Origin of the sequence: Vreelandella zhanjiangensis DSM 21076 (assembly GCF_000377665.1) — a bacterium.
GTDB classification, from domain to species: domain Bacteria; phylum Pseudomonadota; class Gammaproteobacteria; order Pseudomonadales; family Halomonadaceae; genus Vreelandella; species Vreelandella zhanjiangensis.
Genome location: NZ_KB898650.1, coordinates 166,068 through 179,681, shown reverse-complemented (window position 1 = coordinate 179,681; position 13,614 = coordinate 166,068). Strand labels below are relative to the sequence as shown.

Sequence of the window (13,614 nt, the reverse complement as noted above, 5' to 3'; positions counted from 1 at the left end):
TTCTCTTCAATATGAACGATTTCAACCGCGATGCCTCAGGACACTCCATGTATCAGCGTTTACTAGAACATCTCTCCATGGCGGTGCTACTGCTGGATGGTGAGCTCCACGTACGCTGGATGAACCCGGCCGCCGAGGCTTTGCTGGCGGTAAGTTTTAGTCGAGTACAGGGAGTTAGTTTGGGTACCCTGCTCGGCGGCGATGAAAGTATCGATCAGGTGTTGGCCAAAGCGCGGGATGCCTTTCACCCCTACACCCAGCGCGAGGCGCGTATTACCCCGCTCAACGGCGAGTCGTTAACGGTGGACTATACCGTTACGCCTTTATCGGATGATGAGCTGCTATTAGAAATAGAGCCCCGCGACCGGCTGATGCAGATTTCCCGCGAGGAAGCCCTAACCACGCGTCAGGAGACTATCAAAGTGCTGGCCCGCGGCTTGGCTCATGAGGTTAAAAATCCATTGGGCGGAATTCGCGGTGCCGCCCAGCTGTTAGAGCGTGATTTAGCCGACCCGGCACTGCGGGAATTTACCCATATCATTGTCGAAGAGGTCGACCGCCTGCGCGATCTGGTGGATTCAATGCTCGGCCCTAACCGCATCGTTAAGCATAAGCCGGTGAATATTCATAAAGTGCTGGAACGGGTGCGCTCGCTGCTGATTGCCGAACACCCTGATGTCACTATCAGCCGCGATTACGACCCCAGCCTGCCGGATCTTTCCGGCGATGAATCGCAAATGATTCAAGCCGTACTTAATGTGGCCCGCAACGCCGTTCAGGCAATGAGCGATGCACAAACCCCGATGCCGGAATTGATGCTGCGCACCCGTGCCCGGCGCCAGTTTACCCTGGGTGCCGAACGCCACCGCCTGGTAAGCGAAGTCGGTGTGATTGATAACGGCCCCGGCATTCCCGAAGAGCTTAAAGAAACGCTTTTCTACCCCATGGTTTCAGGGCGCGCCGAAGGCAGCGGGCTGGGGCTTTCCATTGCCCAGTCGATCTTGCACCAGCATCAAGGATTGATCGAGTGCGATTCACGACCTGGTCACACTGAATTTCGTTTACTGATTCCAATGGTTATTAACTGCACCGGAGAAGCGTCATGACTGAGGCGACACGTAACGATGTTGCACGGGTGGTCGTTGTGGATGATGACCGCGCTATCCGCTGGGTGCTTGAGCGCGCGCTGGCGCAGCCAGACCTTGACGTGGAATGTATCGAGCGGGCCGACACAGCGCTTGCCAGGCTGCTGGAAGACCCGCCGGATGTACTGGTAACCGATATTCGTATGCCGGGCATTGATGGGTTGGATTTAATGGCCCGAATTCGCGAAGCGCATCCGGACCTGCCCGTGATTGTGATGACGGCCCACTCGGATCTGGATAGCGCCGTGGCTTCCTACCAGGGCGGTGCCTTTGAATACTTGCCCAAGCCGTTTGATGTCGACGAGGCGCTGGCGCTGGTGCGCCGAGCGGTGGCTCATGCCCGAGAGCGCCAAAGGCCGATTAGCGTGCCTGAAGGCCTGAATGCAGAAATTATCGGCGAGGCGCCTGCCATGCAGGAGGTGTTTCGCGCTATCGGACGGCTTTCGCATTCGCATATTACGGTACTAATCAACGGCGAGTCGGGCACGGGTAAAGAGCGTGTTGCTCAGGCGCTGCACCAGCATAGCCCCCGGGCTGGTAAGCCGTTTATTGCGCTGAACATGGCGGCGATTCCTCGGGATCTTATTGAGTCCGAACTGTTTGGTCATGAGAAGGGCGCTTTTACCGGGGCGGCGGCGCAGCGCCAGGGCCGGTTTGAGCAAGCGAATGGCGGCACGCTGTTTCTGGATGAAATCGGTGATATGCCTGCGGAAACCCAGACCCGTTTGCTACGTGTGCTGGCTGACGGGGAATTTTACCGGGTGGGCGGCCATACGCCGGTTAGGGTTGATGTGCGTATTATCGCGGCCACGCACCAAAACCTTGAGTCGCTGGTGGATGACGGGCGCTTTCGTGAGGATCTTTTTCACCGCTTAAACGTGATTCGTATTCATCTGCCACGCTTGGCCGAACGTCGTGAAGATATTCCCAGGCTAACGCGCCACTTTCTGGCCGAAGCCGCCAAAGAGCTCGCCACCGATATCAAAGTGCTGACGGCTGACGCCGAGGCGCACTTAACGCGTCTGTCATGGCCGGGTAACGTGCGCCAGTTGGAAAATATTTGCCGCTGGCTAACGGTGATGGCCTCAGGACGTGAAATTTTAGTGGAGGATTTGCCGCCCGAGCTGCGCACGACTAATTCCATGGAAAGCAGTGTGCATGGCGACTGGCGCTCGGCATTTCGGGAGTGGGCCGACCACGCGCTGGCTGAAGGGCATACGCATCTACTGGAAGAAGCGGTACCTGACTTCGAGCGCATTTTAATTGAAACCGCGTTAAAGCATACCGGCGGGCGCAAAGGCGAAGCCGCCGAGCTGCTGGGCTGGGGGCGTAATACGTTAACGCGCAAATTAAAAACGCTGCTGCCCGCGCTTGCGGACGAATAAATAAGCGCTTGCTCGCATAAGAGATGCTTGCTTAAGACACGCTCGCTTGAATGGCCTGCTGGTCAAGCGCTTGGCAGTCAGCCAGGAAGCGTTCGAAATCACTTAAGATGGTATCCAGGCTTGCATGCAGGCGATGATCATCATCGACCATGCGCAGTGAAAGGCGCTGCAACCGGGCGCGCTCAATCACGGGGCCTGGCAGCACTACGTCATCCTGCCAGCCATGGATGATATGCGTAAGGCGGGCCTGAATGGTCGGTGAGGTTTCAGGGTAGTCTGGCAAGCCCAGTGCGGGGGCGAGTAAAAAGCAGCCCAGCAAAGGCTGCTGGGCGCTAACCGCGGCGCTTAGCCAGCCCCCTAAGCTTGAGCCTGCTAGCACGCAGCTGCCGGGTGTGGCGTTGCGTTTTGCCATTGTGGCCAGCAAGTGATTTAAACGCTGGGGCGGTTCTGCCATCCCGCGGTAATCCATGACGACCGGCTCACAGTCATCGAACTTTTCAGCAATGCCTTTTAGCGCCTGGATCTTTAAGGCGCCGGGCCCGCTTTCCAAGCCATGAGAAAGGTAGACGGTCATCATAATGATTAGCTGCTCGCTGAACTTTGAATGGCCTGGCCGCCCTGCTCAATGTCTTCACCGGCGCCACGAATCGTATTACAACCGCTAATAATCAGAACCAGGGTGGTCATTAGAAGACCAATCGCCATGATGCGTTTCATAGTGTCGTTCCCTTCAGGTAGGCAAGCCCGGCAAAGCGGCCGGGCAGAAGCAGTTCATTACAACAATACGTAAAATAAGCCGTGTTTGTTCGTCGTGCCACTGATTTAACCACAATGGCGAGAATGGTACGTGTGCATATGTCTCATGTGTCTTTTTTATACATGTTAAAAACATTTTAAGGCTCCTTCCGGCATTGATGTTTTTTACATTAAGATGTTGTTTATTAAATGATTTTTGTTTTATACGGCATGTTGGCCCGCTACCTGCAATACCTAAGTAGTAACAGTGTGAGCGGGATGATAGGAAATTAGGGAAGGCAGGAGCCAAGTAGAAGAACACGGGAGTTAAAAGGACGCTCATTCCGCTCAATTGTATTAACGTACGGATACGTTAATCGTCGAAGCCAAGGACGGTGGAGATGCAAAATGACCATTTCGCGTAAGCGAGGTGGTTTTTTTGCGTTGGGTATTTTTTACAACTTGCTGATTCTTATAACATTATTGATTGTTAATTATAATTTGCATAGTCTCTGTACAGATGAATACACCGATTTAGTCTATCCTTTCGTCATACTAAATCTAAGCGGTTAGAAAACGAAAACGCAACAGCCGCGTATTTTCAGGGACAAGCGTTATGGCGATGGTACTGATGTTATGCATGTTCGTGCTGTTCTTGGGGTTTTCGGCTATCGGCTTGTACATGATGTTTAAAACCTCATTTATGGTGGTAACGGAAGACCGCGAAGATATGCCCCCCGATATCTGAGCGTAATGATCGATTAATCGTGCTACCGCGCTAAGAGTAGATCTAACCAAAAACCATGCCCGCGAAAGCGGGCATGGTTTTTTTATCGCGCTCCATACAGCGTTGGAGAGTGACCAAGGTAGGGGTTGGAGGCTGATAGCCACTACTTTTTCTGCCAGCGCCCACGACCTCTTTCAGGCACCATGCGGCCAAAATACAGCAGTCCGAACAGCAGCCAGCCAATGGTTAATATGGCGGTAAATATCAGTATGGCCAGCGGACCAAACTCAGCAATCAAGGGCAGGGCTGCTGCGGTAAATAACCCGCCCCCTACAATTGGCTCAAACATAAGCTGCTTGTAGCCAAAGCTTTCAAGCGCACCGGATTTGTTGCTGGGGTCGGCCATTCTCATAAGTAGTAAGCCGGTTACCGTTACCCCCATGGATTGGCCAAAATCGCCCACGCCCCGCTCAAACCAGTTTTCGGGAATAACGCGGGGGGCAATCACAATCAGCACGAATAATCCCCAGGCGATACCTGCCACCGACAGCAGCAAAAACGGCAGAAAGTATTCACCCAGGGTGGTAAGTGACAGCGTGGCCAGTGCCGCCACGATGGTGAAGTCGAGCGCCGTACCCGCGATGCGTGCCATCGTACGGGTGGAGACGTGATGCTCCAGACCAAAGCGCGTGACCACTAATTGAACGATTACCCCGCCGATCATCGCAATCGGAAACAGCGGCACGTGGGCTAATATCTCAAGGCCATCATTACGTGCCCAGGTAACCTGCTCGATCCACTGCAGGCCCGACAGTAGCAGCCAGCCAATTAAAATGGCGATACCCACTAAGCCGATATGCAGGCTAAGCGGGTCGGTAGTGCCTGCTTCAAGGGTAAGGTCTTTTTTGAACTCACTAAATTCTTGTGCAGAAGGGCGCTCATCTTCACGAATCAGGTCATCAGGCTCATCGTTCTCTTTGCTGGGGGTAATCACTCCGCGGCGGGCGGCGATATTGATCATCAGGGTGCCGATGAGCACACCGGCAACAATCCCGACGGTCGCTAGCCCCAGCGCCAGGTCAGCACCTTCTTCAAAGCCCAGGTCGGCGAACGTATCCGCCATGCCGGCTGCCGTGCCGTGGCCGCCTTCAAAGCCAATCTCAATGAGCGCGCCCACCATCGGGTTCATGTTAAAAAACGGCGTGAGTACCAACAGCGCCAGGGTAAGGCCTACGACATATTGCCCCCAGGCCATGGTTTGGCCTACCACGACCTGAGGCCCGGCACGCAGCCAGATAGTGCGCAGGCCCGGAATGGCCTTGCCAATAAACAGAGCGGCAAACACGACGTTAATCAACAGACCCGGCAAGGCCGCCCAGCTCTCTTGTACATAGGCAGGAAACAGCCCGGGGCTTTCTTCAAAAAAGGTAGGCGTCAGGCGACCGATTACATCCGGCCCCATCAATAGAAGTATCAGCCCGGCGATCACCGAACTGGGTAGAAAGAGCTTGCGTAGCCACGCGAGCCTAAGCCTCAACGCATTACTCACCACGAGCGCTAGCGCAATGATGACAAGCGCTACAAAAAGTTCACCAACCGTCATGGTCATTACATCGCTCCCTAATGAATGCGTAAGGCCAAAAGCCCTAGCAAGACCGCTTAAATGACAGAGTTGGTTTTAATCTAGCGTCTAACCGTCAAAATGGCGAAAAGTTTACTTCAGCCCATCCAATAAAGACTAAGAAAAGCAAAGCCATAACCAATCGCGCCGCCAGCGATAACATCGCTGATGTAATGCAGCCCAAGCCCAACGCGTGATATTGCAATCAGCAAGGCCAAAGGCAGTACCAGCGGTAAAAGCCAGGGCGTGTGTGCGGCGACCAGCACGCTGAACAAGACAGCATGCATGGTATGGCCACTGGGAAAGCTGTAGCGGTCGCGCGCCGGTTCGCCGCAATGCACGCCACCCAGGTAAGTAATAAAAGGCCGCTCGCGACATAGCCGCGTTTTAATCAGCCGATACACCAGCATCGCCGCCAGCGCGATACTGGTGTACTGGACTATCCGCCAAATACCGTCAGGCTGTAGCCAAGGCTGCGCGGCGATCAGCAGGACCCATATCGGCCAGTCGCCCAGGCGGCTTGCGGCCTGCAAGACAATTCGCCAGGGGCGGAACAGATTGAGCCGTGTAACGCGCTGGCAAAGCTGCCATTCAAGCAGGTCAAGACGAGCGAATACGACAAGCGGGCGTGGACGCATGGTGGGCCTCTTGGGCTTGGTGGAGGTACTGCATAAACTGATCCGCGATGCCCGACCAGCTTTGCTCAAGTGCGCGAAGACGCGCGACACGGCCTATGCGCGCGTAGTCGGCGGGATGTTGGCAAAGCTCGACAGCCGCTTGTTGAAACGCTTCCCTGTCGTCAGGGGTAACGGTAATACCATTATGGCCATTTTGAATTAGCTCAGCGCTTGCCGCGTGCCGATAAGCCACCACGGCAAGGCCGCTGGCCATTGCCTCGGCAACTACGTTGCCCCAGGTCTCTGACAGTGAAGGAAAGACAAACAGGTCTGCACTGGCGTAATGGCGTGCCAGCTCATGCTTCTCCACAAACCCGGTGAAGTGCGCCTCAGGAAGGGCTTTCTCAAGCTGAGCTCGCGCAGGCCCATCGCCCACAATCACCTGGGCCATATCGGGGCGTACCTCGCGCATGGCTTGTAAGGTTTCTTGCAGCAGCGTGAGGTTTTTCTCCAGGGCCAGTCGGCCTACGTAAAGTGCAACGGGTTGGTGAGCGCTCACACCCCACTGCTGGCGCAGGGCGGTATCCCGATACGCGGGTGAGAAACGCTCTCCCTCAATTCCTCGTGACATCACGTGAACGTCATGAATGCCCTGTTGGCTTAAGGCTTCGGCCTGTAGCTGGGTAGGAACCAGAGTGAGTTGGCAGCCATTATGGAAATAGCGCAGGTAGCGACGCGCCGCTGGTTCTAGCCAAGGGACGCCGTAATCATGGCAATAATGATCAAAGTTGGTATGCCAGCCTGCCACCAGCGGAATATTTAATTGGTGTGCGGCTTGGCGTGCTGCCCAGCCGAGTGGGCCTTGGGTCGCCAGGTAGATAACGTCAGGGCGGTGCTGGCTCCAAAAGCGGTTCAGCTTGGAAGGTCTGGTTAAGCCGACTTGCACCTCGGCATAACCCGGTACGGCCAAGCGGTTAACCTGAAGCTCATGCTGTACATCTGGCGCCTTTCCCTCGACGCGCGGTTTTGGGCGAATAACATCAACGGAAACCCCTTGGCGCCTGAGCTCTTGGTGCAAGCGGCTCAAGGTATGGGCAACACCGTTAATCTCTGGTGACCATGTTTCGCTAACGATACAAAGCCGCATAAGCGATCCGTCCCTTAATCACATTTTAACTTAGTGTGGTAGGGGACAGTGACACTGCCAAGTCAAGGTAGTGAACAAGCGATGACACTTTCGCAAATAATAATTAATAAATTGTCATAGCCGGTCCTTGTTACGCTTTGACGACGACATTGTTAAAAATTAAATATTAATCCTAAGTGGTTAGAAAATATTAAAACTTTAAAATAAATGAAATATATACCTACTACTATCTGCTGCGTTGAGGCGTTAAACGACCTCTACTCTTTTTTAAAGTCTTTTTATTAAAAAAATATATGACTACTTCAACGGGATCGAACATGTTTAAGAAAACGACACTGGCGTTAGCAGTTTGCGGTTTATTAGGCGCCTCTGCAGCACAAGCCGCTATGGTTTACGATCAAGACGGCACTACGCTTGATATTTATGGCCGTATCGCCATGGGTTTTGAGGGGGGTGGTGTTAAAAACGGTGTAGATAACGGCGAAGAATTCCGCAACTTTGGTTCACGCCTGCGTATTACTGCTGGCCATCAAATCACGACTGACCTACGCGCTTTTGCTCGCGTAGAGTGGCGTTTTAAAGCTGACGAGCGTAGCAGCCCCGGCTTTGATGAAGTTCGTAACAGCTACCTGGGGTTAGAAAGCCAGCAGTTCGGTACGTTCATGGCGGGTAACTACAACAGCTACTTCGACAACTACGTCATGACTCCCTTCGACGTTTATGTTGAGCGCGGCTATGAGTTTGCAGGCGGCGGCGTGCAGGCACGTGGCGATTCAATCGGCTATAAAACGCCCAAAATGAATGGTTTCCAGGCCGTCATTTCTGCCAAACACTTCTCTGAGCGCGGCTTAACAGAAGCTGCACAAACGGATGAAGGTAGCGTTATTGCTACACAGGGTGGCGTGGTTTATGAAACAGGTCCGGCTCGTTTAGCGCTGGGTTATGTTGAAGATACCGTTCGTGGTGGTGGTAACGGTGAAACGCGTTTCGGCGCGACGGCAGCTTTCATTATTAACGATTCTCTTTCTGCACGTGTAGGTTATGAGACACGTGATGATAACGACGTCTATGGCGGCGGTTTTGATAAAATTGGTGTAGGTGCCACTTATATTTACGATTCGTGGAAATTCTTCGCCGACTACTACAACATCGAAGTAGACAATGCTGACAGCGACCGTAACGCTTGGGCACTAGGCTCGATGTACCAACTGACCAAAAACTTCGATATGTTCCTAGAGCTTAACGACAGAAATCTCGATGCCGTTAACGATTACGACGAAGACCTGTATTACGCGGTAGGTGCTCGTTATCACTTCTAATGGCTAACGTGGGTTCGTTACTGTTTTAAGCTTTACTTCGATCTTGAGTCGGTATGGGTAATTCCATACCGACTTTTTGGCATGTTTTTAACGTAGTAACGAACCACTACCGGCGGAGCATCTTCGCCGGTAGCTTGCCTTTAGCGTTCATCGTTACGGTTATCGATGGTTTTGCGGTAGTTATCGATAAACGGCTGTTCGGCCTTGTCGATACGATCCATACCGGCCACGACGCGATGCCAGTAAGGGTAAAGTGGAGCTGGGCGTGTGGCGGCTTCCAGGCGATCAATCTCTTCCTGGCTCAGGGTAAGCTCGGCGGCAGCCAGATCATCCTTCAGATGCTCTTCGTTACGCGCGCCGACAATCAGCGAGGTCACGCCGGGACGGTCTTTCAGCCAAGCAAGGCAAGTGCGAGGAATGGAGGCGTCATGCGCTTCACCAATCTCCGCTAATAGCTCGATGATATCGTAAGCGCGCTCCATGTCATGCACATAGGGCTCGGGCCAACCGTTGCCCTGGCGGGTGCCTTCGGGCGCTTTCTGGCCACGGCGTACCTTGCCATTGAACAAGCCTTCACCCAGCGGCCCCCATACCAACGTGCCAATATTCTGATCGATGGCTAATGGCATCAGCTCATACTCGGCCTCACGAGATTCCGGCGTGTAGTAAATCTGCTGGCTGATGGGTTTGACCAGATTATGCAGTTCGGCCTTGCCGATGGTCTTCATCATCTGCCAGCCGGTAAAGTTGGAGGTGCCGTAGTAGCGGATCTTGCCGCTTTGCACCAGATGATCCAGCGCATACAGCATCTCTTCGACCGGCGTGACGCCGTCCCAGTTGTGCATCTGGTACAGGTCGATATGGTCAGTACCCAGGCGTTTCAGGCTGGCTTCACAAGCATTGATCAAGTGATAGCGTGAAAAACCGCTGTGGTTGGGGTTATCGCCCATTGGGCTACGCGCTTTGGAGGCTAGAATGATGTCCTGACGCTTGCTGCCCAGCGCCTTGCCTACAATCTCTTCCGACTCGCCCATGGAGTAAAGGTCGGCAGTATCGATCAGGTTAACCCCGGCATCAATCGCCATATCGATCTGGCGCCGCGCGACTTCTACATCAACGCTTGCCGCTTTTTCAAAGCCTCCACTTCCGCCAAACGGTACGGTACCCAGCACAATCTCGGATACCAGCAGTCCTGAATTCCCTAATGGACGGTATTTCATTTCGACTGACTCCCTGTTAATCGAATGTGGCGTAAATCTAACGTCTTAAATCACGTACACCTGTAAGCCTAGAAACTCAGCGGGATATGTCAAAACACGGGCCTCTCCCTGGCAGCGTGTTTGTTGAGGCGCTGATTTGATTTACTGTTTTCATGGGCCTTCGGTAGGCTTGCCGGTGAAATCCGTCACCGGCTTATCCACAGGCCTGTCGAGCCGCTCGGAAAAAGCCCGCAGGCCGGCCAGAATCGGTTTGATGGCATACCACAGCTCGTCATCGTTAAGCATGCGATAAATGCCGGTAATGCCGGGAGCGCTGTCCTCTTTGTCCTGGCGCGTGTGTTTGCTCTTATCCTGCTGGGAATCACGCTCTGCTTCATCATGGCGATGGTTGCCAACCTGCTCAATTCCTTCTTTGAGCGCAAACATTACCTGATAAAAACGCTCCGGCGGCAGCGCCGAAAGCGTCATGGCGATGACGGAAAGATTTTGAATGGCATTAAGCGAGCCTGGTTTATTTAAGCCGTCTACCACAATACGCATCAGCTCATGATTAGACGCAACCACATCATTGGCAAACCGGAGCAGACCATGTTCATGCAGCGTTTGTACCAGCCTGTCGAGCTCTTCCTGGGCATCCGGGCCGATTTTGGGTGGCGGCACATCGTAGGCAATTCGTTCGGCCATTACATTTTCCTCGGATTGGTTTGCTGGGCAGGCGGCAACGTATAGTCCTCGTTGGCCCACTTCACCTCGACGGCGACGCCTTCATTGGGAGTGCGCTTTCCAAAGCGGTAGTTGGTGCTGGGCAGCGGCGGCTCGGTGCGTTTATCCAGCACCTCAAGCTTGACGGCCGTTTCCTTGTAGGCGGGTGTGTGGACAATCGGGTCGGTGTGCTCGCCGGTTAATGCGTTAACCCCGGGTTTGCCAAAGTGAATCGGCAGATAGAGCGTCTTGCCCGCGACGCGGTCGGTAACCAAGGCAGGAAATTCACGGCTATCCCGACGTGAGGTGAGACGCACCCAAGTGCCGTCTTGAATATTGCGCTCGGCCGCAAGCTCAGGGCTAACCTCGACAAAACTACGCGGTACCTGATCCCAGATGCCCTGTGAGCGCCCGGTCTGGTTAGAGCCTTGGAAGTGCTCCAGCAAGCGGCCGTTATCCAGCATGAGATCATATTCTTCATCGGCGGCCTCAAGCGGCTCTTGCCACTCAAGAACAAACAGACTGGCCTTGCCGTCCTCGGTGGGAAAACCATCGGTATACAGCAGCGGCGTGTCGGTACCGTCTTCGGCAACCGGCCAGAGCAACGACTTCCAGCCTTCCAGGCGCTCGTAGCTGACCCCGGCGAACAGCGGTGATATCGACGCGCACTCGGCCATGATCTCGGAGGGGTGGTTATAGCCCCAGTCGTGACCCATGCGCGCGGCAAGGTCTGTCAAGATACGCCAGTCGGGGCGGCTGTCGCCCAGCGGTTCGAGCACCTGATAAAAGCGCTGAATGCGTCGCTCGGTATTCACAAACGTGCCTTCTTTCTCGACGCTGGGGCAGGCGGGCAGCACCACGTCCGCAAACTCAGCGGTACGGCTCAAGAACATATCCTGCACCACCATAAAGTCGAGGCTTTCAAACGCGGAGTGGACGTTATGCGTATTGGAGTCGGAGAAGGCCGTTTCCTCGCCGATGATATACATGGCCTTGAGCTTGTCGTCAGCCGCGGCTTGAACCATCAGGAAGTTGCCCCAGCCCTCTTCCAGCGAGAGCTGCTCGGGCTTGACGCCCCAGCCTTTGGCCCAGCGCTTGCGCACGTCTTCGTCGGTAACCTTTTCATAGCCTGGGTACATATTGCGCAGGCAGCCAAAGTCGCTAGCCCCCTGCACGTTGTTATGACCGCGCATGGGGTAGCCACCGGTACCCGGTTTGCCGTAGTTACCCGTGACCAACAGCAGGTTGGAAAGCGCGGTGCTGGTATCCGAGCCGTGGCTATGCTGAGTGATCCCCATCGCCCATAGCAGGCAGACACTTTTTGCCCTGCCGATTAATTCCGCGGCCTCAATCAGCTGCTGCTTGGGAATGCCGGTTTTCTGCTCGGCGAAATCAAGCGTAAACGGCGCCAGCGATTCACGGTATTCATCGACGTTATTGACCCAGCGCTCAAGAAATTCATAGTCGGCCAAGTCGTTATCGAACATATAGCGCGACAGTGCCGAGGCCCAGATTAAATCGGTACTGGCGTTGGGGCGCATAAACAGATTCGCCCGCTCGGCCATTTCGTGTTTACGCGGGTCGAACACCACCAGCTTTTGGCCGTGGAGTTTCTGCGAGGACTTGATGCGCGAGGCAATCACTGGATGGTTTTCGGCAGTGTTGCTGCCTACCAGCACGACCACTTCCGCCTGTTCGATATCCTTGATGGTGCCGGCATCGCCACCATAGCCCACGGTGCGAAAAAGCCCTTTGGTGGCCGGGTTCTGGCAGTAGCGCGATGAGTTATCCACGCTATTGGTGCCAATGATCAGCCGGGCAATCTTCTGCGTCAGGTAAGCCTCTTCGTTACTGGCTTTACTGGAACCGATAAAGCCAACGCTCTGTGGGCCGTGGATATCGCGCACGTTTAACAACCGGCGCGCCACCAGGTCCAGCGCTTCGTCCCAGCTGGCTTCACGAAACTGACCGTTTTCCCGAATCAGCGGCGTCGTGAGGCGTTTTTCACTGTTAACGAAGTCCCAGGCAAATTTGCCCTTGATGCAGGTGGAAATACCGTTAGCCGGGGCGTCTGGGGTGGGCTGAACCTTGAGAATCTTGCGATCACGGGTCCACATCTCAAACGAGCAACCCACACCGCAGTAGGTGCATACCGTTTTAGTGCGCTTGATACCCGGCTGGCGCCAGGTGGCGTCAAGCTCTGAAATACCGGTGATGGGTTTGGCGCTGGTGGTATTTTCGACCTCTTTGACGACTTCGATCATCGGTCGCTTAAGCGACCAGGGCAGGGCGGTAAGCGGGCCTGTCTGGCCATACATGGTGTTTTCCTGCAGCGCGTTACATGGGCAGACCGTGACGCAGTGGCCACAGTGAACGCAGCTTGAATCGTTGATCTCCTTGCCACCATCCCATAACACACGTGGATTCTCACTGGCGTAATCAATGCTTAACGTCTCGTTAACCTCGACATTCTGGCAGGCCTCGACACACTGACCGCATAGAATGCACTGGTCCGGGTCGTAGGTATAAAACGGGCTGGAGGTATCTTTTAGATGGGGCTTGGGCTGGAATTCATAGCGCTGGATGGGAATGTCCATTTCGACCAAGGCGTTATGCACACGGCAGTCGCCGTTATTATTCTCGCATACGGTGCAGTAAAGCTCGTGTTTGGCCAGCAGCCGGTCCATGCCTTCATGACGAGCGGCCGTGGCTTGGGCGCTGCGGCTTGAAATATTAAGACCTTCTTCGGTACGCAGCGCACAGCCTCGTTGCATTTCGCCGTTAACCTCGACCCAGCAGGTATCGCACGTTTCAATAGCGCCTAGAGAAGGGTGGTAGCAAACATTGGGCAAGGAGATGCCATGGTTTTCCAGAAAATCGATCAGTGGCTCATCGGCGTTGCCGGTTAATTTTTTATCATCAAACGTAATCGTGCACGGTCGGTTCATGTGGGTACTCCTCCATGGGCCCCTTGTTTTTTTATCCTGACGCTGCCT

General features: G+C 54.3%; 12 protein-coding genes. 4 read left to right on the top strand and 8 right to left on the bottom strand.

The window, feature by feature from the left end:
* Positions 1-47: 47 nt before the first annotated feature.
* Together glnL and ntrC are read left to right on the top strand one after the other, a co-directional pair.
* A complete protein-coding gene (gene glnL, locus D467_RS0111575) occupies positions 48-1,106 on the top strand; it encodes a nitrogen regulation protein NR(II) (protein ID WP_018917690.1) in 1,059 nt (352 codons plus the stop codon).
* Positions 1,103-2,530, top strand: a complete 1,428-nt coding sequence (gene ntrC / locus D467_RS0111570) for a nitrogen regulation protein NR(I) (protein WP_018917689.1) — start codon at positions 1,103-1,105, stop codon at positions 2,528-2,530. The genes glnL and ntrC overlap by 4 nt, the downstream gene beginning before the upstream one ends.
* Before the next feature lie 31 nt (positions 2,531-2,561).
* Here the strand turns inward: ntrC and D467_RS0111565 are convergent, their stop codons facing one another.
* Positions 2,562-3,107: a YqiA/YcfP family alpha/beta fold hydrolase gene (locus D467_RS0111565; protein WP_018917688.1), complete on the bottom strand. Its 546-nt coding sequence runs from the start codon at positions 3,105-3,107 to the stop codon at positions 2,562-2,564.
* Between the two features lie 5 nt (positions 3,108-3,112).
* Entirely contained in the window at positions 3,113-3,247 is a 135-nt protein-coding gene (locus tag D467_RS0111560) for an entericidin A/B family lipoprotein (RefSeq protein WP_018917687.1), read from the bottom strand.
* A 634-nt stretch (positions 3,248-3,881) separates the two neighbouring features.
* On the opposite strand from D467_RS0111560, the gene D467_RS20140 reads away from it, so the two are divergent.
* The gene (locus tag D467_RS20140) at positions 3,882-4,013 is read left to right on the top strand and encodes a hypothetical protein (RefSeq protein ID WP_018917685.1); all 132 of its coding nucleotides are present in this window, start codon (positions 3,882-3,884) and stop codon (positions 4,011-4,013) included.
* Between the two features lie 142 nt (positions 4,014-4,155).
* Here the strand turns inward: D467_RS20140 and D467_RS0111545 are convergent, their stop codons facing one another.
* The 3 genes from D467_RS0111545 to D467_RS0111535 form a co-directional block, all read right to left on the bottom strand.
* On the bottom strand, positions 4,156-5,601 hold the full coding sequence (locus D467_RS0111545; protein WP_018917684.1) for a sodium/glutamate symporter: 1,446 nt from the start codon (positions 5,599-5,601) through the stop codon (positions 4,156-4,158).
* 110 nt (positions 5,602-5,711) lie between these two features.
* Complete coding sequence (locus tag D467_RS0111540) at positions 5,712-6,251, bottom strand: phosphatase PAP2 family protein (protein WP_018917683.1); 540 nt, start codon at positions 6,249-6,251, stop codon at positions 5,712-5,714.
* On the bottom strand, positions 6,214-7,377 hold the full coding sequence (locus tag D467_RS0111535; RefSeq protein ID WP_018917682.1) for a glycosyltransferase family 4 protein: 1,164 nt from the start codon (positions 7,375-7,377) through the stop codon (positions 6,214-6,216). Before D467_RS0111535 ends, D467_RS0111540 begins: the two co-directional genes overlap by 38 nt.
* A 317-nt stretch (positions 7,378-7,694) precedes the next feature.
* Here D467_RS0111535 and D467_RS0111530 point away from each other — a divergent pair, with 317 nt between their 5' ends.
* Positions 7,695-8,696: a porin gene (locus D467_RS0111530; RefSeq protein ID WP_018917681.1), complete on the top strand. Its 1,002-nt coding sequence runs from the start codon at positions 7,695-7,697 to the stop codon at positions 8,694-8,696.
* A gap of 140 nt (positions 8,697-8,836) precedes the next feature.
* Here the strand turns inward: D467_RS0111530 and D467_RS0111525 are convergent, their stop codons facing one another.
* From D467_RS0111525 to fdhF, 3 genes are all read right to left on the bottom strand, one after another.
* Entirely contained in the window at positions 8,837-9,916 is a 1,080-nt protein-coding gene (locus D467_RS0111525) for an aldo/keto reductase (RefSeq protein ID WP_018917680.1), read from the bottom strand.
* 150 nt (positions 9,917-10,066) lie between these two features.
* On the bottom strand, positions 10,067-10,600 hold the full coding sequence (locus D467_RS0111520) for a helical membrane plugin domain-containing protein (protein WP_018917679.1): 534 nt from the start codon (positions 10,598-10,600) through the stop codon (positions 10,067-10,069).
* Entirely contained in the window at positions 10,600-13,566 is a 2,967-nt protein-coding gene (gene fdhF / locus D467_RS0111515; protein WP_018917678.1) for a formate dehydrogenase subunit alpha, read from the bottom strand. Before fdhF ends, D467_RS0111520 begins: the two co-directional genes overlap by 1 nt.
* Between the last annotated feature and the right edge of the window lie 48 nt (positions 13,567-13,614).